Consider the following 21,136-nt stretch of genomic DNA (forward strand, 5'->3'; position numbering starts at 1 on the left):
GTGTCCTGTGGATCTCCCCGCGACAGGGAGATCCACAGGACACGCCCCAGGGGCCTCCTGGTGTTGCTCTCCAGCGGCTCAGAACGGAGGTTCGTCGTCGGGTTCGGGGTCGGCGAGGGTGGCCGCGATCGCCTCGACGCGACTGTCCAACCGGCCGGGGCTTGCCAGGATCTCCCCGGTGCGGGGGTCGAAGGCGAGCCCGTCCGTGACGTGTGCGGGGGTGTCGGAGGCGCTCGGGCACCAGCGGGAAACCGGGCAGAACCGGCACCAGGCTCCCGGGGTGGCATGGAAGGCGACATCGCGATGCCAGGGCCGGATCCGGTCAAGGACGACCGCCTGAGCGGTCGAGACGGTCGCCGGGTCGGTCGCGTCGAAGGTGAGCACCTCGGCAGAGTCCGGGGTGAGCTGCTCCAACTCGACCAGCCCGTCGGTGTCCCCGAAGACGCCGGCGGCGATCAGGCGGACCGCCAGGGCGAGCTGGGGGACCATCTCCAGAGCGTTTCCCGCGGTGATGCCGCGCGGTACGGCCGACGTCTTCTGCTCGCGGTAGACGAGGCGTCCGCCCACCCGGCGGAGGAGATCCGGGTGGGCGAGCACCATCACATCGGCCCGCGCGTCGTACGCGGCGATCTTCGGCTCGGGTCTGACCTCGGTGACCTCGTCCGGGCCGCGCAGCGGGCATACCGCCAGATGCCGGAACAGGTACGGCCGGGCCCGGTGGTACTCCTGGCGCTCCATCAACTCGTCGGCGAGGCCGCAGTCATCGGCGTCCACCTCCGGCAGGTCCGCGGGAACGCAGGCCCTTCCCCGGCCGTGTGCGGCCTCAAGCCACGCGTGCACGTGCTGGCCGCGCTCGGCCGCCGGGCTCGTCTCCCAGTCGCCGGGCAGCCGGAGCTCTCGCAGGTGAGCCTGTGCCGGGCAGACCTGGTAGTACCGGGATGTCGTGATCGACCATGTCCGCCGGTGCGTGCCCCGGTCGTCGAGGCCGAGCAGGCCTGGCGCGTGCGCGAGGTCCCCGCAGGAGGCCCGTGCCTTGCACTCGGCACAGTCCCGTCCCGGGGTCCGGTCGCCACCGGCCAGCAGCCGGGCCGTCGCGGGTCTGACGTTCGAGGTGTAGGCGCCGCGGATCTCCTCCAGATCCGTCGTGTCGACAAGGACCCGGTCCGTGCCGGTGGTCAACCCGACCTCGACCACCCGCACTCGCCGGGGGACGGGAACGGGCCGTACCGGGACGGGGATGGCGCGATGCAACTCCGATGGGTCCGTCACCTGCTTGCCGACCGCCGCCACGTACGCCATCGCCTGGGTGGACGGAATATCCGTGCCGCCCAGGGGGCGGCGCAGGCGCATCCGCCGGAACTCCACCGTCGTACCGTCCGGTGTGCCGTACCACCGGCCCCACACGGTGAGGGATCGCATCTCCGCGGGGGACCGGCCGCCCTGGACGATCCGCGGCCGATGCTCGGGCCGGAGCTCCACCCCCTCGGAGGCGAGTGTGGCGGCCAGGCTCTCGGAGACCTCCAGATAGGTGTGGCAGGCGTGCTCGATCCAGTTGGCGACCCCCGGATGCACGGTGTCGCGGGCGTTTCCGAGGGTCCTCGGCAGCGCCTCGTCGATCGGGACGGCCTCGAACTCGACAGCGTTGAGCACGTCCATCACCAGGCCGAGCGGAAAGGTCTCCCAGGGCGCGTACCTACGCCTCTCGGAGACCCGCGGCCACAGCTTCGGGCGAGCCTTGACCGCCGCGAAGTCTCCGCAGTCGCCGTCCCGGCGGTCGAGCAGGCTCGCCGACAGCCTGACGACATCGGGATTTCCGGTGAACTCGGTGCTGGGGGGCTGACTCAACGCACTCTCCTCGGTATGGGGGAAGTAGAGAGGTGCTACTGCGCTGCAACACAGTGAAACATATTGTGAATTAGAGTCACAACTTTTTGGGGTGATGGGCGGAAATTTCCAGATGAAACGCGACGATCGGGTATCCGTCATGGGGGAGAGGCCCGGCCCTGTTCGCGATCCGTGCTTAACGGTGGGTTACTGCCGTTCGTCCGCTGAATGAACGGAAGTTGACCCGCTTCTCAGACGACTCTCATCGAGGGCACGTAGAACGACGTCATGAACGGTTCGGTCGCCGTGAAGGCGCTGGTCGCCGGTGACGTGCCTGACGTCCGTGAGCCGCCGTTCCTGGCGCTCCGGCCGGGCGGCCTCGCCACGAGGACCGCCGCTCACGGGACGTGCGCGTCCGGGGCGTCCCACGCCGGGGGCTCGGACACGTCGCTCCCGGGTTCGCACCATGACATGTCCGCCGACGCTCTCTCGAATGGAGCAACATGCTGCGCAGACTCCGCAGGTCGTCCGCGATCGCAGACAGCCCCGCAGATCCCGGGGGCGGTGGCGGGGAGGGGCGGGTGTCCGATGCCGGGCGCGCGCTGCGTGCGCCGAGCAGGCTGCACGCGTTCAACCGCTACGAGATCAAGTATCTGGTCGACACCGCTCTGGTGGACGAGCTCCGGGGCGAGATGGAGCGGCGACTCGACCGGGACGCTCACAGCGGGGACGAGGGGTACGGCATCTGGAGTGTCTACTACGACACCCGCGGGCTCCGCTTCTACTGGGAGAAGATCGAGGGCCTGAAGTTCCGGCGCAAGTTGCGGATCAGGCACTACGGCGACCGTTTCAAGGTCACCGCGGACACCCCGGTGTTCGTCGAGATCAAGCAGCGGGTCAACCGCGTCACCCAGAAGCGCCGGGTCTGCCTGCCGTACGCCGACGCGCTGCGGTTGTGCGACGGGCGTGAGCCGGTCGAGCACACCGAGGCGGAGCGGCCCTTCGTCGAGGAGGTTCTGGACCTGGTCTGCCGGCTCGATCTGCGGGCCACCGCGATGACCGGCTACCAGCGGCACGCCTATGTGGGCCGGGACGCCGATGTCGGCCTCCGGGTCACCTTCGACCAGCGCGTACGGGGCCGTGACCGGGACTTCCACATCGGTGCCGACGCCCAGAACCGGTTCATCGTCCCGCCCACCAAATCGATCATCGAGGTCAAGGCGAACGAGCGGGTTCCCTACTGGCTCACCGATCTGACCGCCAAGCGGAACCTGCAGGTGGTGCGGGTCTCCAAGTACTGCCAGAGCGTGGAGGCCTTCGGCCGGACCCCTCGGTCGATCTTCCACGTCCCCGACCGTGACCCCCACTCCGCCTGATGGAGGCGTAACCCCCATGAACTTTGATTTTCAGGACTTGTCCGGCACCTTCAGCGTGATGGACATCGCCATCGCGATGTCGCTGTCGTTCGTGCTCAGCGTGATGATCGGCTGGGTGTACCGGGCGACGCACCGCAACGTCTCCTACAGTCAGTCCTACGTCCAGACGCTGGTCATCCTCGGCATGATCATCTCGCTGATCATGCTGGTCGTCGGTTCCAACATCGCGCGCGCGTTCGCGCTGGTCGGCGCGCTCTCCGTGGTCCGGTTCCGCAACGCGATCAAGGAGACCCGGGATGTCGGCTTCATCTTCCTGGTGATGGCCGTCGGCATGGCCGTGGGCACCCGCTTCTACGTTCTGGCCGCCGTCGCCGCCGTGGCGATCTCGCTGGTCATCATGATCATGAATCGTTTCAACTGGTTCCATCTGAACGTCCAGCGCCAGGTGGTCAAGGTCCAGGTGCCCTCGGACGAGGATTACACCCACACGATCCAGGACGTGCTGATCCGGCACACCGACGAGTTCGAACTGGTGAGCATGGAGTCGATCCGCGGTGGCGCGCTGACCGAGCTGATGTACACGGTCAAGATCAAGAAGGGTGGCGAGCCCGCGAGCCTGATCTCGGCCCTGCGGGAGCGCAACAGCGGCCAGCCGGTCACGGTTCTGACCGGGTACGACCAGACCGACCTGTAGGCCGCCGTGACCATTCCCAAGAACCGGCCGCGGCTGCGGCACCGGATTCCGGTCAGGCTCCGGCACCACTGGAGGGTGGTCGCCCTCTTCGCCGTGTTCCTGCTGGTGGTGGGTGCGGGCTTCGGCACCGGGACGATCCGGCCCTACGTGACCACCGGGCAGGTCAGCGCGGCGCGGACGGTCACCCAGGACATCGCGGGTACCCAGGACGTCTTCGACACCGCGATCTCGCACAGCGTCCAGATCACGTTCAAGGACGGGGCCTATCGGGACATGCTGGAGGAGTATTTCAAGGAGGGGGAGAAGAAGTACGTAGAGGCCGATCTGGTCATCGACGGGACCACCCTGCCGAGCGTGGGCATCCGGCTGAAGGGCAACTCCACGCTGATGGGGCTCACCTGGAACGGCAAGTCCCGCACCGGGGGGCGGGGCGGCGCCCCCGGCGGCGGGCGCCCGGGGAACTTCCAGCCTCGGGAGGGTTTTCAGCCCCCCGAAGGCTTCCAGCCGCCGGAGGATTTCCAGCCACTGGACGGTTTCCAGCCTCCGGACGGCGGTGCGGGTGGTGGCGGGGCAGGACCCGGGCGGGGTCCGGGTGGTCCGATGACCGCGCTCAAGGCGGAGGAGCCCGAGAACCTGCCCTGGCTGATCAGCTTTGACGAGTTCGTGGAGGGGCGCCGCTACCAGGGGCACTCGCAGCTGGCCGTGCGTCCCGCGACCGGGCAGTCCTCGACCCTGCTGAACGAGGCACTGGCGATCTCGCTGGTCGGCGCGGCCGGCGAGCCGACCCAGCGGTACACCTACAGCTCGTTCACGGTCAACGGCCGTTCCTCGTCTCCACGTCTGCTGGTGGAGTATCTCGACGAGGGATACGCGGAGAGGCTCGGCGACGGCGTGCTGTACAAGTCGCTCGCCTCAAGTGGCTTCAGCTACAAGGGGGAGGACCAGACCGCCTACGGCACCGACTTCAAACAGGTCAACAAGGTGGGAGGTAAGGACCTGCAACCGGTCATCGACCTGGTCAAGTGGGTGGAGCAAGCCTCCGACGAGGAGTTCGCCGCAGGGCTGGCCGACCGGGTGGACGTGGAGTCCTTCGCCCGCTATCTCGTCCTGCAGAACCTGATGGTCAACTTCGATGACATGAGCGGTCCCGGGCGTAACTACTACCTGTGGTACGACCTGGACGGCAAGAAGTTCACCGTCATCACCTGGGACCTCAACTTCGCCTTCAACGGCAACGCCACGGCGGGGCCGAACGACGCGATCGGCATGGGGTTCGGCGGGGGCGGCCCGATGCGGGGGGCGGGCTCCCAGGCTCAGCCGGCACAGGGCTCGCAGTCCCAATCCCAGCCGACCGGGAGCGGGCAGCCGCAGGTTCAGCCGACCCAGGGGGCGGCGACCCAGGTTCAGCCGACCCAGGGGCCGCAACCGCAGGTTCAGCCGACGCGGAGCGGTCAGCCGCAGGACGGTGCCGGTCGGGAGGGTGCCGGTCAGAAGGGCGGCGCCCGTCAGGGCAACCCGATGGGCGGGCCGCGGATGGGCCACGTGCTGAAGGACAGGTTCCTGAAGACGCCCGCCTTCAAGAAGGTCTACGAGGAGCAGTACCGGAACCTGTACCAGAAGCTCCTGGGAGGCGGGGCCGCCGCCACGCTGCTCGACGACATCGTGAAGTCCTACCGGCTGAACGAGGGCGCCGACACCGCCAAGGTAGAGGCCGACGCCACGTCGCTCCGTACCACCCTCAAGACCCGTGCCGAGGCGCTGGGCTCGGACAAGGTGATCGCCGGCGGATGATCCTGCGAGGAACGGCGGGATCCCGCGTCCCGGTCTCCCGCCGTTCCTCCGCGCGCTCCCTTTCCTCGGGGCCGCACCGGCATGCGATGATCCACAGTGGTCGGCGAAGGTGCTCCGGTTGGCCGGTGCGACACGGGCACGGCGACGCCTCCGACGGTCACCGGCGTGACGTGCCCGCGTACGCCGGGCCCGCTCGTGTACGGCATGTCGCGAAGATGAACAAGCATCGATGGGGAGGCGCGCATGGAGCACGTCCTGCGGGAGATCGCCAGCCAGCCCGAGTGCTGGCGGCGGGCGCTGGAGCTCGGCGCGGCGGGCCCGGCGGGCCTGCCGGAGGCGGGCGAGCGGGTCGCCGTGATCGGCTGCGGCACCTCGCTCTACATGGCACAGGCCTACGCGGTCCTGCGCGAGCGGTCGGGGCAGGGGGAGACCGACGCGTTCGCCGCCTCCGAGCTGCCCGCGCGCCGCTACGACCGGCTGGTGGCGATCACCAGGTCCGGGACCACCACGGAGGTGCTGCACGCCCTCGGCGCGGCCGGGGACATCCCGACGGTCGCCGTCACCGCCGACCCCGCGACCCCGGTGTCCGGCCTGGCGGAGACGGTGATCGCGCTGGAGTTCGCCGACGAGCGCTCCGTGGTGCAGACCAGGTTCGCCACCAGCGGGCTCGCCCTGCTCCGCGCGCACCTCGGGGAGGCTCCCGCCGATCTGGCCGCGCAGGCCGAGGCCGCGCTCGCCGCGCCGCTCCCCGAGGGGGCGCTCTCCCGGCGGCAGTTCACCTTCCTGGGCAGCGGGTGGACCAACGGCCTGGCCCAGGAGGCGGCACTGAAGCTGAGGGAGTCGGCCCTGGCCTGGTCGGAGGCGTACCCCGCGATGGAGTACCGGCACGGGCCGATCAGCATCGCCGACGAGAACAGCCTGGTGTGGTTCTTCGGCGGTCCGAAGGAACTGCGTGAGGAGTTGACCCGCACCGGGGCCCTGACCACGGCCGCGGAACTCGACCCGCTGGCCGACCTCGTCCGGGCCCAGCGCCTGGCGGTCGAGTTGTCCCGATCGCGCGGTCTCGACCCGGACAGTCCACGCAACCTGAGCCGTTCGGTGATTCTCACGTAACCGATGAGGACCACGACGCGCGGATCGGCGTCGTCGGCGAGGTAGGCGACCTGACCCGTTCGGTGCTTCTCACGTGGTCTGGGGAGCGTGCGCCTGCGGTGTTCAGCGCCGTCGGACGCCGCTCGCGATCCAGCGGCGGACCACGGCCAGCGCCAGCGGGAGCGGTACGGTGCCCGCGCCGAGACCCACGTCGACCAGCAGGTCGAACACCTCCTTGCGGCGGGCGGCCGTGTCGATCGCCGCGTCGATGAAGCCGGGCGACTGGGCGGCGAGGGCGAGCACGTCCGTGGTGCGCAGGTGCCGCCCGAGTGCCTTCCTCAGCTCGCGCCGGTAGGCGGGCAGCGGGTCGGCGGCGGCCCGCACGGCCGCCTCGCCGGCGAGACGGCCGGAGACCAGGGCGTAGTAGATGCCCTCGCCGGTGAGCGGGTTGATGAGACCGGCGGCGTCACCGGCGAGCAGCACCCGCCCCGAGCCCGGCCTCGGCCGCCCCGGGGACAGGGGCAGGTGGTGGGCGCGCAGGTCGTGGGCGCTCAGGTGGGGCAGCAGTTCGGCGAGCCGGCCGTGCAGCACCTCGCGGCCCGGCCGGCCGGTGGCGCGCAGCCTGGGCAGGAGCATCCCGAAGCCGACGTTGGCGGTGCCGTCGCCGATGGGGAACGACCACGCGTACGCGGGCCATCCGTCCTGCTGCATGAAGATGGACTGCACGTCGTCGTCGGCGGGCACGTCGGCGTAGCCGCGTACGGCGATCGCGGTGTGCCTGTCGGGAGCGGGGGAGACGCCGATGAGGCGCCGCATCGTCGAGTTGGCCCCGTCGGCGGCGACGGCGGCGCGGGCGGTGACGGTGCCGTCGAGGACGATGTGGCCGTCGAGGACGGCGAGCGAGCGGACGTGGTGGCGGCGGACCTCGACACCGAGAGCACGGGCGGCATCGACGAGGCGGGCGTCGAAGACCCGGCGGGGAACGACGTGGTTGGGCCGGGCGGAGGTGGCCGAGACGCGCGCGCCGCCGGGGGAGACCACCGCCAGGCGCTGCGTCGGCCGGTAGTCGGCGATGAGGTCGGGGATGCCCAGCAGGGCGAGCTCGTCACGGCAGTGGGCGGCGATGCCGTCACCACAGGCCTTGTCGCGGGGGAAGTCGGCCCGATCGAGCAGGAGCACCCGCGCGTCAGGCCGGAGCTGCCTCGCGCGCAGCGCGGCCGCCGCCCCCGCGGGCCCACCGCCGACGACCGCCAGATCCCACACGTCGTTCATCTGGGTGACCCTTCCCTGTACGCCCCTGCGGAACCGCCTGGCCATCACTCCCTCCGACCAGAGGGCTCGCCGGCTCGGATCGGGTTCGCACGGACACCGTCGTCGGTCTCGCCGTCGGTCTCGCCGTCGGTCTCGCCGCCGGGCGTGCCGGAGATCCGGCATGGTCCCCGGACCACCCCGCCCGCTCCTGCGGGAATCATCCGGCCAGGAGCCGCTAGAGACGGTTCAGGGCGGGAAGCAGTTCCTTCTCGGACCAGTCGAAGAACATGCCCTGCTGCTCGTGGCCGATCTGGACCAGGGCGACGTGCGTGAAACCGGCGTCGGTGTAGGCGCGCACCGCCTCCACCACGGCGTCCACGTCGGGACCGCACGGCACCCTCGCCGCGATGTCCTCCGGCCGTACGGTCCGGGCGCTCGCGGCGAAGTTGACGGGTCCGGGGAGCTCGGCCATGACCTTCCAGCCGGCCGTCGACCAGCGCCACAGCCGGTGTGCCCGCTCCGTGGCGGCCGCCACGTCGGGGTCGTAGCAGATCGCGAGCTGGCCGTAGACGGGTTTGCCCGCGCCGCCCCCGCCGGCGAACAGGCGCACCAGGTCCGGGTCGGGGTCGATCGCGACCAGCGCGTCCCCGTGTTCGGCGGCGATGCTTCCCGAACGAGCACCGGAGGCGGCGATCGCCAGCGGGACGGGTTGCTCGGGCAGGTCGAACAGTTTGGCCGAGTCGACGTCGAAGAACTCGCCACGGTAGTTGACGTACTCGCCCTCGAACAGCTCCCTGATGATCTGTATGGCCTCCCTGAACATCAGGTGCCGGGTGTCGGCCGACGGCCAGCCCTCCCCGATGACGTGCTCGTTGAGGTTCTCCCCCGCGCCCAGCCCCAGCGTGAAGCGGCCCTCGCTCAGCACCCCCATGGTCGCCGCCTTCTGCGCCACCACCGCCGGGTGGTAGCGCATGATCGGGCAGGTCACGTACGTCATCAGGGGCAGCCGCGCGGTGGCCTGCGCGGCCGCGCCGAGCACCGACCAGGCGTACGGGGAGTGCCCCATCTCCTCCAGCCACGGGAAGTAGTGGTCGGAGATGACCGCGTAGTCGAAGCCGACCCGCTCGGCCGTGACGACGTCCTCGACCAGCTGCCTGGCGGGCGTCTGCTCGCACATCATCGTGTAACCGATTTCTGCCATACCCGGCCCCTTACCCCACTCCGGTGAGGCGTCGTCGGCAGGGTCGAAGATCTCGCCGTCCTTTACGCTTCACCCGCTCAGGCCTGCTTCACCGGCTCGGGCTCCGGGGCGCTCACGCCGGGTGGGCGCTCGGGGGCGGTGGAGGTGAGTGGGACCTCCGCGCCGCTGACCATGCCCAGCTGGACGGTCTGGCGAGGCAGCACGAGGTCCAGCAGCCAGCTCCCGGCGATGCGCGCCCGGCCGTGCGGGACGGCCAGTAGGTGGTAACCCCGGGCTACCGCCTTGGCGACCATGCCCGACAGCGGCACGCCCAGTGGGTTCGCGGCGGCGGCGGCCCCGCCCAGGTCGACGACGAACCCCAGGTCGTTGTGCCGGTACGGCCGGAGCCGTCCGCGACCGTACGAGGCGGCGATGTTGTGGGCGGCACGTCTGCCCTGGCGGCCGGCGTGCTGGGCGGTCATCGCGGTGTACTCGCCGGGGCGGGTGAGGTCCGGCACCGCGGCCGCGTCGCCGCAGGCGTAGATCTCCGGGTGTCCCGGCACCCGCAGGTATTCGTCGACGAGCAGCCGCCCCTTCTCGGTCGGCAACCCCAGCGACTCCACCATCGGGTCGGGGCGCACGCCGACGCACCAGATCAGCGACCGGGTCGCCACGAACTCCCCGTCGGAGAGCCGGACACCGTCCGCCGTCGCCTCGACCACGCTGGTACCGGTGCGGATCTCCATGCCCCGCTCCGACAGCGTCCGGTGCGCGGTCCGAGACAGGCGTTCGTCGAGCTCGGGGAGGATGCGCGGGGCGACGTCGGCGAGGAGCCAGCGCACCGGCTGGTCACGCAGCTCCGGCAGCCTCCTGCGGGTGTCGAGGGTGAGCAGCTGGCCCTGAGCCGCCACCTCGGTACCGGTGTATCCGGCGCCCACGACCACGAAGGTGCACCGGGCCCTGCGCTCCTCGGGGTCGTCGGAGATGGCGGCGAGCTCGATTTGGCGGATCAGGTGGTCACGCAGGTAGAGGGCCTCGGCGATGCTGCGAAAACCATGGGCGTGCTCGGCGACGCCGGGTATGGGAAGCAGCTTGTTGACGCTGCCGACCGCGATCACCAGGCGGTCGTAGCTCAGCTCGCGGGGGTTGCCCTCGGCGTCCGTGCACCTCAGGCGGCGCGCCTCGATGTCGACGGTGCCCGCGGTGGCGAGCAGATGCCGCACGCCGGGGTGGCTTCCCGCCAACGGGATCGCCACCTTGCGCGGGTCGAGGATCCCCGCCGCGACCTCGGGCAGCAGCGGCAGGTAGAGGAAGTAGTCGGTCGGGTTGATCAGGACGATCTCGATCGCGCCCTTCGCGATCCTGGAAAGGGTGCGAACCGCGGTGAAGCCCGCGAACCCTCCTCCGATCACGACGACTCGCTGTCGCTGGGTCATGAGGTGGTTCCTTTCGACGCTCCGTATTCCAGCGGAGTGCCCTCTCTGCTCCGGGTCAAGCACGGCGGGTCGTCCGAGGTTGCCCACTCGGGCCGGCGAGGTCCGGATGAGGGCGATTAATCGCCAGGTCAGCGCGCGGGCAAGATGGCGGAAGGGGGCGAGTGGGAGCGGCCTTTCCTGGGGATGGCGGGATGGAAGGCGGCGGGGATCGGATGCCGCGCCGGTTCGAGGACGGGCCGGTTCGTGGACGAGCCGGTTCCCGAGGGGGGTGGGCTGTGACGACCTCCGAGCAGTCACGTGAGGAGCCGCCGATCTCACCGCCGGCGCCGCCCAACCGAGTGCCGGGCTCACTGGTCGTGAACTGGCTGACCAGCACCGACCACAAGGTGATCGGTTACCTGTACATGATCACCTCATTCGTCTTCTTCATGTTCGCCGGGCTCATGGCCATGATCATCCGGGCGGAGCTCATCCAGCCGGGCATGCAGGTGGTGAGCCTGGAGCGCTACAACCAGATGTTCACCATGCACGGCGGGGCCATGCTGCTGCTGTTCGCGACCCCGCTGTTCGCCGGGTTCGCCAACGTGATCATGCCGCTGCAGATCGGGTCGCCCGACGTGGCGTTCCCCCGGCTCAACATGGTGAGCTACTGGCTCTTCCTCTTCGGCGGCGTCATCGTCCTGTTCGGTTTCATCACCAGCGGCGGTGCCGCCGACTTCGGCTGGACGTCGTACACGCCGCTCTCCGCGGCGCCGTACTCCCCGCAGGTCGGCGGTGACCTGTGGATCGTCGGCCTGGTGATGGCGGGTCTCGGCACGATTCTCGGCTCGGTCAACTTCATCACCACGATCATCTGCATGCGGGCTCCCGGGATGACGATGTTCCGCATGCCGATCTTCACCTGGAACGTGCTGCTGACCGGTCTGATGGTGTTGATCGCCTTCCCGATCCTGTCCGCCGCGCTGCTCGCCCTGGAGGCCAGCCGCAGTCACGGCGCCCGCATCTATGACCCGCAGACCGGGGGAGCGATGCTCTGGCAGCACCTGTTCTGGTTCTTCGGCCATCCGGAGGTCTACATCATCGCGCTGCCGTTCTTCGGCATCATCAGCGAGGTGATCCCGGTCTTCAGCCGTAAGCCGATCTTCGGCTACATCGGCCTGGTCGGCGCGACCATCGCGATCGCGGGCCTGTCGATGACGGTGTGGGCACACCACATGTTCGCCACCGGCCATGTGTTACTGCCGTTCTTCTCCTTCATGTCGTTCCTGATCGCCGTCCCGACGGGGGTGAAGTTCTTCAACTGGGCCGGCACCATGTGGCGCGGGCACATATCGATGGAATCACCGATGATGTTCGCGGTCGGCTTCCTGGTCACCTTCCTGCTCGGCGGGCTGACCGGGGTCATCCTGGCCTCCCCGCCGCTGGACTTCCAGGTGCACGACTCGTACTTCGTGGTCGCGCACTTCCACTACGTGGTCTTCGGCACCGTGGTGTTCGCGATGTTCGCGGGCTTCTACTTCTGGTGGCCGAAGATGACCGGCAAGATGCTGAACGAGAAGCTGGGCAAGCTGCACTTCTGGCTGCTGTTCATCGGTTTCCAGGTGACCTTCCTGGTCCAGCACTGGCTGGGCGCGCAGGGCATGCCGCGCCGCTACGGCGACTACAGCCCGATCGACGGGTTCACCACGCTCAACCTGATCTCCTCGATCGGCGCGTTCGTGCTCGGCGCCTCCACGCTGCCGTTCCTCTACAACATCTGGCACACCGCGCGCCGCGCCCCGCGGGTGACCGTGGACGATCCGTGGGGTTTCGGCAACTCGCTGGAGTGGGCCACCTCCTGCCCGCCGCCCCGGCACAACTTCACCTCGATCCCGGCCATCCGCTCGGAGCGGCCGGCCTTCGACCTGCATCACCCGAGGATCGGGGACCAGCCGCGCCAGCTCGACCCGACAGCCGGGCTTCAGGAGGAGATCTGAGCCGCGCTCAACAGGGGCGGCCGAGGGCGGTCCTGGTGGTCTCCTCCGGGTACGGCGACAGGCGTACGGCGTCGGCGGGGGAGAGCAGGCCCGCCGCCACCCGCTCGCACAGGCGGCCGAGGGCGGTGATCTCCGCGTGCTGGGCCGCGGCGAACGCGCGGTCGACCGGGTCGCCGTGGCCGGGGACGACGACGCCACTGCCGCCACTGCCGCCGCCGAGGAGGTCGAGCAGCCCGGCGAGGGTGGCCGGCCATTCGAGGGGATAGGCGTCCTCGTAGGCAGGTGGGGCACCGTTCTCCACCAGGTCCCCGGCGAAGACCACGCCGGCGTCGGGCACGTGGACGACCAGGTCGTTGCCGGAGTGGCCGCGGCCGAGGTGGGCCAGGACGACCGGGCGACCACCGACGGCCAGCTCCGCCCGGCCGGTCACCAGGTGGTCCGGCAGCGCGATCCCGGTCTTCGCGATGTCACCGGCGATGTCCGCGCGTCCCCGATCCCGGTAGTGGCGGGCCCACTCGTCCCTGGCCCGGCCGCCGTTCTCGGCCAGGTCGGTCCGGCAGTCCTCGTGCGCCCAGACGGGGCAGTCGAGGAACGGCCGGGTACCGAAGCTGTGGTCGAAGTGCGAGTGGGTGATCGCCACCGCCCACGGGGCGGATGTCACCCGCCTGACCTCCGAGACCAGCTCGGCCCCCTGCCGCTCGTCTCCCCGGGTGTCGACCACCAGGCAACCGCCGTCGCCCACGACCAGCCCCACCGACAGGTCCAGCTCGGCGTATCGCCGCACCAGCACCCGGTCCGCCACCTCGACCCATCGACCTTCCACGGGTCGTATTCTCTCCGGTCGCGATCCTCGCGGCGTCGATCCTCACCCGTGGCGGAAGCCGGTTTTCCACGCCGCGCCCTGGCGGGAAATCCGGCCGGTGCCCTCCATGGGCAGAACCCGCGACCCGGCGGGGAGGTTCCTTCCCCGGAGGAGCGCTCAACCGCGCAGGTACGTCACCACCGCCAGTACCCGGCGATGGTCGTCCTCGGCCGGGGGCAGGTCGAGTTTGGTCAGGATGTTGCCGATGTGCTTGCCGACCGCGGCCTCCGACACCACCAGGGCCCTGGCGATCGCCGCGTTGGACCTGCCCTCGGCCATCAGGGCCAGCACCTCCCGCTCGCGGGGGGACAGCCGCTCCAGCGGATCGCGGCGGCGGCGCAGCAGCTGCCTGACCACCTCGGGGTCCACGATCGTCCCGCCGCCGGCCACGCCGCACAGCGCGTCGACGAACTCCTCCACATCGCCGACCCGGTCCTTGAGCAGGTAGCCGACCCCGGTGCCGTCACCGGAGTCCAGCAGTTCGGCCGCGTAGGTCTGCTCGACGTACTGGCTCAGCACCAGCACGGGCAGGCGCGGGTCCGCCGCGCGGAGCGCGACCGCGGCCCTGAGGCCCTCGTCGGTGAAGCCGGGCGGCATCCGCACGTCGGTCACGACGATGTCGGGGGTGTGCTCGCGCACCGCCTCCACGAGCCGTACGGCGTCACCCGCCGTGGCCACCACCCGGTGCCCGAACCGGGCGAGCAGCCCGGCCAGCCCTTCGCGGAGCAGCACGCCGTCCTCGGCGATGACTACCTTGAGGGATCGATCGGAGTGCACGGTATCTCCACGCGTAGCAGGGTCGGCCCACCGGCCGGGCTGGAAAGTACCAGTCTCCCGTCGACGACCGAGACACGGTCGGCCAGCCCGGCCAGCCCGCTCCCCTCCGCGGCGTCGGCGCCGCCCACGCCGTCGTCGCCGATCTCCACGACGAGGCGGGCGCCGTCCAGCCGCCCGGTGACCGAGGCCCGCCGGGCCTCGCTGTGCCGGGCCACGTTGGCCAGCGCCTCGCACACCACGAAGTACGCGGTGGACTCCACCACCTCGGGCAGCCGCGCGGGCAGCGCCATGGTGACCTCCACGGGCACCGGCGAGCGGTCGGCGACGTCGGCCACGGCGGCGGGCAGTCCCCGGTCGGTGAGGATCTGCGGGTGGATCCCTCTGATCAGGTCGCGGATCTCGGCCAGCGCGAGTTTCGCCTGCTCGTGCGCCCTGCCGACGAGCTCGGCCGTCTCGTCCCCCCGGGTGAGCTTGGCCAGGCCGAGCGTCATGGTCAGCGAGACCAGCCGCTGCTGGGCGCCGTCGTGCAGGTCCCGCTCGATCCTTCGGCGTTCTGCCTCGAAGGCCGATACCAGCCGGGACCTGGACCGGGTGAGCTCGACGACCCGCCTGGCCTCGTCGCTCTGCCGGGGGCTGAGCAGCGCGCGGGCCACCAGCCCGTGCAGCACCGCGAGTGCCGTCAGCGGGTACGTGAACAGCACGAGCAGGACGGCCCCGAGCAGCGCCACGAGGAACGCCTCGGGACGGCTGTCGATCAGCCAGAACTTGAACAGCCGCACCTGCCCGACCTCCTCCAGGATGATGGGCGCGCACATGGCCAGCACCGGCCCGGCGATCCCGTACGCCAGGGAGATCAGTTCCATCGGCCAGAGCACGATGACCAGCAGGCCGGTGTAGGCGAGCTCCCGCCAGGTGGCCTGCTCGCTGAAGCGCAGCCGCGCCCACGCGCGCAGGCCCGGCCGGTCGGGCTCGCGGTGGGGCGACTCCACCGGCTCCGAGTCGATGATCCGCAGGCGGCGGCGCTCCAGCGCGGCGACCGGTATGCCACTGAGCCCCAGCACCACCAGGAACGGGATGCCCACCACCACCAGCGCCAGCACCGCGCCGCCGGCCAGGCAGACCAGGACCACCACGAGGATGACCGCGCCGACGAGGATGCTCGTCAGCAGGTACGCCAACGAGCGCCACGGCCACCACGTGGCGAGCAGGTTCCATCGGGTGAGTGCCTGCCAGGCCGCCCGCGATCGCATCAACCGACAGTACGGTCCGTGCGGGCATGGCCTCTACCGGGCCTGGCCTACTCCGACGGTATGGCCGGCCATACCCGGAAGACTAGGCTCCGGTGCCCTGTGGGCCGCGCCCCCGCGGCGGTCTGATGGGGACCATGAACAAGACGGCGGCGCCCGCGGACCTGCGGGCATTCCTGACGGCGGCGGTACGCAGGCAGCGCGTGGTGGGCGCGATCGCCCCGAGTTCCCCGGCGCTGGGCAGGGCGCTCAGCGCGGTGGTCCCCGCGCTGGGCCCGTCGGTGGTCGTGGAGCTGGGGGCCGGCACCGGTCCGATCAGCGAGGCCATCCGGGCGAGGCTGGCCCCGGGGTCCCGCCAGCTGGCCGTGGAGATCGACCCCGGCATGGCCGCGCACCTGCGCCGGACGAAACCCTGGATGGAGACGATCGAGGGCGACGCCGCCGACCTCGGCGCGCTCCTGGCCGGTGCCGGGGTCGACCGGGTGGACGCGGTCGTCAGCACGCTGCCCTGGTCGTTGTTCCCCGGCGAGCAGCAGGAGCGGATCCTGGCGGGCGTCGGCCGGGCGCTCGCGCCGTCCGGGGCGTTCACGACCGTCACCTACCTGTCGGCCCTGCCGCTCGCCGGGGCCAGGGCCCTGCGCCTGCGGTTGCGGTCGGCCTTCGACGAGGTGCTGACCACCGGGCCCATCTGGCGCAACCTGCCCCCCGGAGTGGCGTACGTGTGCCGCAGACCGACGGTCCCCGTTCTCCCGCCTCCCTGAGGGTTCCCCGGGACCGGGTCCCGCTCGCGCCGTTCGTGACCGACCCACCCGGCCCGCTCGGTGTCGGCGAACCAGGAGCCGTGGAAGCCGGTGGGCACCCGGCGCGGCGATGGCCCGGACGGGCCGGGAGACCGCAGACCGCCGGGACACGCTTTCGCGGGGACGGTTCGGCAGGACCGTCAGGCCAGGACCCGGCCGACCATCCGTGCGTACATCCGGCCGGGGCTCGGCACCGACGACGGGTGCAGGAAGCCAGGGAGCATCGGCAGGTCCACCGCGAAGGGCTGCAGCCGCTCGTAGAGGACGTCGGCGCCCGCGGGACGGTTGTCGGGATCCTTCTCCAGCAGGTCGGCGACGAGGCGGTTCAGCTCGGCGGGAACCCCCGGGACCTCGGGCGGGCGCTCCTTCACTTGGCGCTCGAACACGGCGTACTCGGTGGGACCGGTGAACAGCTGGCGGCCCGTCAGCATCTCGTGGAGCACGCATCCGAGGGCGTAGAGGTCGCTGCGGGGACCGGACAGGCCGCGCTGGATCTGCTCGGGTGCCATGTACGACGGGGTGCCGAGAATCTGGCCGACCCGGGTGAACTGCGTCGAGTCCGCCTCGCGGAGCACCGCCAGGCCGAAGTCGAGGACCTTGACGCTCCCGTCGGGGCAGAGCATCAGGTTGGTCGGCTTCAGGTCGCGATGGCAGACGGACAGCGCGTGGGCCGCGGTCAGCACCGCGCAGGCCTGGGCGGCGATCGCCGCGGCCCACGGCACGGGGAGCGGGCCGTGCTCGCTGACCACGTCGGCCACGGTGACGCCCTCGATGAACTGCATCACCTGGAACAGCCGCTGGTCGAAGGTGCCGAAGTCGTACAGGACCGGTGCGCCGGGATGCTCCAGTCTGGCCAGGATGCGGGCCTCGCGCAGGAAACGCCGCTTCAGCTCCTCGTCGGGGCCGGTGAGGAACCTCAGGAACTTGACGGCCACCCTGCGGTCGAGATGCCTGTCATGGCCGCCGTAGACGGCCCCCATGCCCCCCTGGCCGAGAGGGAGGTCGTCGAGCACGTATCGGTCGCCGATGACCATCGACCCTCCCCTGGACGTGCGGGCATCACGCCCCTTGGTCGCACGGCCGGAGATGGCCGTCGACCAGTCCGTCAAAGCCTAGCCGGATCAGCGTTTCCCCCAGCGCCCTCGTCGCGCGCAGTCTGTCCTCCAGTTCGAACAGCTCGCGGAAGGCCGTGCCGTACATCCGCTGGTCGGACAGGGGCAGCATGGGCACCCTCGCCCGCCGCACATCGAGGCGGCTGGAACTGGGATGGACCCTGGCCGCGTCGGCCGAGCGCAGGAAACCGGCCAGGAACCCGGAGTCGAGCCGCTGCGGGTCGACCCGGTACAGCGTGAGCTGCGGGCCGAGCGCCGCTCCGCTCTGGGTGATCACCCTGACCGCGCCGAGCACCGTGGTCACCACGTCGCCGGGCCTGATCATGATCAGTGCCGGGTCGAGGGTGGTACGGCCGGAGGGTGAGGCGCCCGCCGCGGTGTCGTCGGCGGTCAGCACCGGGAGAGGGCCCTCGTCCGCCGACATCCTCGGCGGCGCCTGCAGGATCGTGATCAGTCCCGCCTTGGCCAGCTCGCCGACCGTGGTGGTCGGCAGGTCCTGCCGCTCGGCGAGCAGCTCCAGGGCGGGAGTGGCCTCCGACAGCGTGGCCGAGGTCTCCATGAACCTGGCCAGGGCCTCGGTGAAGTCGCGCGGGAAGTCGAGGCCGCTGTGCTGCGGGCGGTGCCTGGCCGGGGCGAGGTCGACCTCGTCGTCGAGCAGGTCGATGATGCGCACCGTGCGGCTCTCGCCGGACAGCTCGGCCTCGGGGTTCTCCAGGTACGCGCGCCAGGAGGGCTCCACGACCGACAGGTCCTCGCCGGCGTCCACCACCAGCAGCTGGGACGGCGGGCGCCCGCCGTCGGGCCTGCGGAGTATCCACAGGTCGGGGCCGCCGGGCGCCAGCGTCACCACGGCCCGCAGCGCTCCCGCCCGGAGCAGGTTGCCGCGGATCCGCTTGCCCGGACGCCGGCTGGCGGCGGCGGTGGGCATCAGGATCGCCACCAGGCCGCCCGGCCGCACGCGGGCGAGGCAGTGCTGCACCCAGGCGAGCTCGGACTCACCGCGCGGCGGCAGGCCGTACTCCCAGCGCGGGTCGCCGGCGAGCTCCTCGTGACCCCAGACCCGCTCGTTGAACGGCGGGTCGCAGACCACGGCGTCGGCCACGTCACCGGCCAGGCCGTCCTCGCGGAGCGAGTCACCGGCGACGATCCGCGCCTCGGTCCCGCGCAGCAGCACCCGAACCGCGCTGAGCAGCGCGTTCGTCTCGTTGACCTCCTGCCCCATCAGGACGGTCTTCCCGCCGGTCGAAGCGCCTCCCCGCCGGGCCGTCAAGGTGTCCGCGCCCAGCAGCAGCGTTCCGACACCGCATGCCGGGTCCAGGACGACGTCCCCCTCCCGCACCACCAGCCGGACCATGAGCTCGGCCACATCGTCCCTGGTGACCGAGAGCTGGCGGGAGTGCGCCTCGACGTAGCGCTCGCACAGGAACTCGAAGACCTCCAGCGGGTCGCGTTCGGTGGCCAGTTCGGCGACCAGCCGGACGAGGGCCAGATCGTCCAGGCGAAGATCGGCGGAGCCGGGGAGATCGGTCGTCACCTCGGCCATGCGGGTGAGAGACTTCGTTCCATGATCACGCCAGGCGGTGGGCTCGCGGCGCAGGAACAGCAGGAACGCGCCGACCTTGGCCACCAGTTCGCCCAGCCTGAGGTCGTCGACCGAGGTGCGCATCCGCTGCCAGACCAGGTCGCCGAGCGAGACCTCGAAGGATTTGCCGTTCGCGCGCAGCCACACGGCGATCTCCGGCAGCGAGAACAGCGGGCTGGAGGTGGTGCCGCCCACCGGCTGGGGAAAGTCCTCGTGGCGGCGGCGCCAGTTGCTCACCGCTGCCCTGCCGACCCCGGCAAGCCGGGCGATGTCGCCCGCGTTCACGGTGATCTCCTGGCGCTCCTCCATGTTGGGCCACAGTAGTTGACTGTGCCGCAACGGTCTACAACGTCTTTGCTTGTGAAGTGCTTCAACCAATGATTTACTGCCTTCATGGCACTGAACCAACCACTGGCACTGCGCTACGCGGCCCGCTCCGACGTGGGGGTCCGCCGTGAGGCGAACGAGGATTCGGGCTACGCGAGCGCGCGCCTGCTCGCCATAGCGGACGGCATGGGTGGTCATGCGGGTGGAGAGGTCGCCAGCTCACTTGCCGTCACCGCCATGGCGGCGCTGGACGACACCCTTCCCACCGGTGGTGTCGACCTGCTCGCCGCGCTCAAGGGCGCCGCCAGGGACGTCAACCACACACTGCGCGACATGAGCGAGCAGGATCCCACGCTCCGCGGCATGGGCACCACCCTGACCGCGATGCTCTGGGACGGCGCCACCTTCGCCCTGGCCCATGTCGGAGACTCCCGGGCCTACATGCTGCGCGACGGCGCCCTCTACCAGATCACCCATGACCACACCCTGGTCCAGTCGCTGGTGGACGAGGGTCGGATCACCCCTGAGCAGGCCGCCGAGCACCCGCGCCGGTCAATGGTGCTGCGGGTCCTTGAGGGCACTGGCGACGGTGAGCTGGACCTGTCACTGCGCGAGGCCTACCCGGAGGACCGCTACCTGCTCTGCTCCGACGGCCTGACCGCCGTGGTCGGTCCCGAGACCCTGTTCAACACGCTGACCGAGATCTCCGACCCCGACGAGGCGGCCCGCTGGCTCATCGACCTGGCCAACCGGGGTGGCGGCCCCGACAACATCACCTGCATCGTGGCCGACTTCGGGGCGCCCACCGGCTCCGCCCCGGTGGAACCGACCATCGTGGGCGCCGCGGTCGAGAGGAAACTCTCCCTGTAGGGACCCCGCTGCCTCCCCGAACGTCGGGGAAGCACCGGCGTGCTCGGGTGACCTCCACGGCCTTGGCGGGGATCTCCAGGTGTTCTTACCAGGTTCTGCCGGTGATGCGTTCGTACGCCTCGATGTAGCGCGCCCGGGTGACCTCCACGACCTCGGCGGGGACCTCCGGAGCGGGTTCCTTCTTGTCCCAGCCCGTGCTGGTCGCCCAGTCACGCACGTACTGCTTGTCGAAGGAGAACTGCGCGTGGCCGGGCTCCCACCGGTCGGCGGGCCAGAAGCGGGAGGAGTCCGAGGTCAGCACCTCGTCGCCGAGCACGAGCGTGCCCTCGGAGTCCCAGCCCAGCTCGATCTTGGTGTCGGCGATGATGACGCCCCGCTCCGCGGCGAGTTCGGAGCCTCGCAGGTAGATCTCCAGTGTGATCCGCCGGAACTCCTCGGCGACCTCGGCCCCCTCCAGGGCGACCACCTCGTCGAAGGAGATGGGCTCGTCGTGCTGCCCGAGCGGTGCCTTGGTGGACGGGGTGAAGATCGGCTCGGGGAGCTTGGAGCCGTCCAGCAGGCCGGGCGGCAGCGGCACGCCCGAGACCGACCCGTGCGCCTGGTACTCCTTCAGCCCGCCGCCGGTCAGGTAGCCGCGCGCGACGCACTCGACCTTCGCCATCTCCAGCTTCCTGCACCGCACCGCACGGCCCGCGAACTCGGCGGGTACGTCGGTCGCCGAGATCACGTGGTTGGGCACGATGTCGGCGAGTTGCTCGAACCACCAGAGCGAGAGCTGCGTGAGGATCCTCCCCTTGTCGGGGATGGGCGTGGGCAGGATCACGTCGTACACCGACACCCGGTCGGACGCCACGAGGATGATGTCCCCGCGGTCCTCGTAGACGTCGCGGACCTTCCCTGAATGAAGAAGCTTCACGGCTTTCCTTGCTCTCGCTCGAC

The 21,136-nt window shown here is 70.6% G+C and carries 17 protein-coding genes; 7 read left to right on the plus strand and 10 right to left on the minus strand.

Annotation, left to right across the window (positions count from 1 at the left end):
* Positions 1-78 precede the first annotated feature (78 nt).
* Complete coding sequence (locus ABT130_RS31370) at positions 79-1,845, minus strand: PD-(D/E)XK nuclease family protein (RefSeq protein ID WP_350961449.1); 1,767 nt, start codon at positions 1,843-1,845, stop codon at positions 79-81.
* A 482-nt stretch (positions 1,846-2,327) separates the two neighbouring features.
* Here ABT130_RS31370 and ABT130_RS31375 point away from each other — a divergent pair, with 482 nt between their 5' ends.
* From ABT130_RS31375 to ABT130_RS31390, 4 genes are all read left to right on the plus strand, one after another.
* Positions 2,328-3,200: a polyphosphate polymerase domain-containing protein gene (locus ABT130_RS31375; protein WP_350961451.1), complete on the plus strand. Its 873-nt coding sequence runs from the start codon at positions 2,328-2,330 to the stop codon at positions 3,198-3,200.
* A 16-nt stretch (positions 3,201-3,216) separates the two neighbouring features.
* The gene (locus ABT130_RS31380; RefSeq protein WP_350928056.1) at positions 3,217-3,894 is read left to right on the plus strand and encodes a DUF4956 domain-containing protein; all 678 of its coding nucleotides are present in this window, start codon (positions 3,217-3,219) and stop codon (positions 3,892-3,894) included.
* A 6-nt stretch (positions 3,895-3,900) separates the two neighbouring features.
* The gene (locus tag ABT130_RS31385; RefSeq protein ID WP_350961453.1) at positions 3,901-5,685 is read left to right on the plus strand and encodes a CotH kinase family protein; all 1,785 of its coding nucleotides are present in this window, start codon (positions 3,901-3,903) and stop codon (positions 5,683-5,685) included.
* 243 nt (positions 5,686-5,928) lie between these two features.
* Positions 5,929-6,798 carry an SIS domain-containing protein gene (locus tag ABT130_RS31390; RefSeq protein WP_350928052.1) on the plus strand — a complete coding sequence of 290 codons (870 nt, stop codon included), beginning with the start codon at positions 5,929-5,931 and terminating at the stop codon, positions 6,796-6,798.
* 102 nt (positions 6,799-6,900) lie between these two features.
* On the opposite strand, the gene ABT130_RS31395 is transcribed toward ABT130_RS31390, so the two are convergent.
* From ABT130_RS31395 to ABT130_RS31405, 3 genes are all read right to left on the minus strand, one after another.
* Positions 6,901-8,094 (minus strand): NAD(P)/FAD-dependent oxidoreductase, encoded by a 1,194-nt coding sequence (locus tag ABT130_RS31395; protein ID WP_350961456.1) that lies wholly within the window; start codon positions 8,092-8,094, stop codon positions 6,901-6,903.
* A 169-nt stretch (positions 8,095-8,263) separates the two neighbouring features.
* On the minus strand, positions 8,264-9,229 hold the full coding sequence (locus tag ABT130_RS31400) for a TIGR03557 family F420-dependent LLM class oxidoreductase (protein ID WP_350961459.1): 966 nt from the start codon (positions 9,227-9,229) through the stop codon (positions 8,264-8,266).
* Between the two features lie 77 nt (positions 9,230-9,306).
* Positions 9,307-10,644, minus strand: a complete 1,338-nt coding sequence (locus ABT130_RS31405) for an NAD(P)/FAD-dependent oxidoreductase (RefSeq protein WP_350961462.1) — start codon at positions 10,642-10,644, stop codon at positions 9,307-9,309.
* A 311-nt stretch (positions 10,645-10,955) separates the two neighbouring features.
* Between ABT130_RS31405 and ctaD the strand changes: the two genes are divergently transcribed.
* Complete coding sequence (ctaD, locus tag ABT130_RS31410) at positions 10,956-12,620, plus strand: aa3-type cytochrome oxidase subunit I (RefSeq protein WP_350961508.1); 1,665 nt, start codon at positions 10,956-10,958, stop codon at positions 12,618-12,620.
* A gap of 7 nt (positions 12,621-12,627) precedes the next feature.
* On the opposite strand, the gene ABT130_RS31415 is transcribed toward ctaD, so the two are convergent.
* The 3 genes from ABT130_RS31415 to ABT130_RS31425 form a co-directional block, all read right to left on the minus strand.
* Complete coding sequence (locus tag ABT130_RS31415) at positions 12,628-13,443, minus strand: MBL fold metallo-hydrolase (protein ID WP_350961464.1); 816 nt, start codon at positions 13,441-13,443, stop codon at positions 12,628-12,630.
* Positions 13,444-13,599: 156 nt separating this feature from the next.
* On the minus strand, positions 13,600-14,259 hold the full coding sequence (locus ABT130_RS31420; RefSeq protein WP_350961467.1) for a response regulator transcription factor: 660 nt from the start codon (positions 14,257-14,259) through the stop codon (positions 13,600-13,602).
* On the minus strand, positions 14,232-15,509 hold the full coding sequence (locus tag ABT130_RS31425; protein WP_350961470.1) for a sensor histidine kinase: 1,278 nt from the start codon (positions 15,507-15,509) through the stop codon (positions 14,232-14,234). The genes ABT130_RS31420 and ABT130_RS31425 overlap by 28 nt, the downstream gene beginning before the upstream one ends.
* Positions 15,510-15,643: 134 nt before the next feature.
* On the opposite strand from ABT130_RS31425, the gene ABT130_RS31430 reads away from it, so the two are divergent.
* Positions 15,644-16,267, plus strand: coding sequence for a class I SAM-dependent methyltransferase (locus ABT130_RS31430; RefSeq protein WP_350928040.1), 624 nt, complete (start codon positions 15,644-15,646; stop codon positions 16,265-16,267).
* A 179-nt stretch (positions 16,268-16,446) separates the two neighbouring features.
* Here the strand turns inward: ABT130_RS31430 and ABT130_RS31435 are convergent, their stop codons facing one another.
* Positions 16,447-17,340: a serine/threonine-protein kinase gene (locus ABT130_RS31435; protein WP_350928038.1), complete on the minus strand. Its 894-nt coding sequence runs from the start codon at positions 17,338-17,340 to the stop codon at positions 16,447-16,449.
* Between the two features lie 25 nt (positions 17,341-17,365).
* Positions 17,366-19,309 (minus strand): N-6 DNA methylase, encoded by a 1,944-nt coding sequence (locus tag ABT130_RS31440; protein WP_350961472.1) that lies wholly within the window; start codon positions 19,307-19,309, stop codon positions 17,366-17,368.
* 84 nt (positions 19,310-19,393) lie between these two features.
* Here ABT130_RS31440 and ABT130_RS31445 point away from each other — a divergent pair, with 84 nt between their 5' ends.
* A complete protein-coding gene (locus ABT130_RS31445; protein ID WP_350928034.1) occupies positions 19,394-20,197 on the plus strand; it encodes a PP2C family protein-serine/threonine phosphatase in 804 nt (267 codons plus the stop codon).
* A gap of 85 nt (positions 20,198-20,282) precedes the next feature.
* On the opposite strand, the gene ABT130_RS31450 is transcribed toward ABT130_RS31445, so the two are convergent.
* Entirely contained in the window at positions 20,283-21,113 is an 831-nt protein-coding gene (locus ABT130_RS31450; protein WP_350961475.1) for a phosphoribosylaminoimidazolesuccinocarboxamide synthase, read from the minus strand.
* Positions 21,114-21,136 lie beyond the last annotated feature (23 nt).

The organism is Streptosporangium sp. NPDC001681 (genome assembly GCF_040298085.1).
Lineage (GTDB): Bacteria > Actinomycetota > Actinomycetes > Streptosporangiales > Streptosporangiaceae > Streptosporangium.

Excerpts from the sequence above, each read along its gene's own strand:
- ABT130_RS31375 (WP_350961451.1), top strand. The coding sequence starts at position 2,328 with ATGCTGCGCAGACTCCGCAGGTCGTCCGCGATCGCAGACAGCCCCGCA.
- ABT130_RS31380 (WP_350928056.1), top strand. The coding sequence starts at position 3,217 with ATGAACTTTGATTTTCAGGACTTGTCCGGCACCTTCAGCGTGATGGAC.
- ABT130_RS31390 (WP_350928052.1), top strand. The coding sequence starts at position 5,929 with ATGGAGCACGTCCTGCGGGAGATCGCCAGCCAGCCCGAGTGCTGGCGG.
- ABT130_RS31395 (WP_350961456.1), bottom strand. The coding sequence starts at position 8,094 with ATGGCCAGGCGGTTCCGCAGGGGCGTACAGGGAAGGGTCACCCAGATG.
- ABT130_RS31400 (WP_350961459.1), bottom strand. The coding sequence starts at position 9,229 with ATGGCAGAAATCGGTTACACGATGATGTGCGAGCAGACGCCCGCCAGG.
- ABT130_RS31405 (WP_350961462.1), bottom strand. The coding sequence starts at position 10,644 with ATGACCCAGCGACAGCGAGTCGTCGTGATCGGAGGAGGGTTCGCGGGC.
- ABT130_RS31425 (WP_350961470.1), bottom strand. The coding sequence starts at position 15,509 with ATGCGATCGCGGGCGGCCTGGCAGGCACTCACCCGATGGAACCTGCTC.
- ABT130_RS31430 (WP_350928040.1), top strand. The coding sequence starts at position 15,644 with ATGAACAAGACGGCGGCGCCCGCGGACCTGCGGGCATTCCTGACGGCG.
- ABT130_RS31435 (WP_350928038.1), bottom strand. The coding sequence starts at position 17,340 with ATGGTCATCGGCGACCGATACGTGCTCGACGACCTCCCTCTCGGCCAG.
- ABT130_RS31440 (WP_350961472.1), bottom strand. The coding sequence starts at position 19,309 with ATGGAGGAGCGCCAGGAGATCACCGTGAACGCGGGCGACATCGCCCGG.
- ABT130_RS31445 (WP_350928034.1), top strand. The coding sequence starts at position 19,394 with ATGGCACTGAACCAACCACTGGCACTGCGCTACGCGGCCCGCTCCGAC.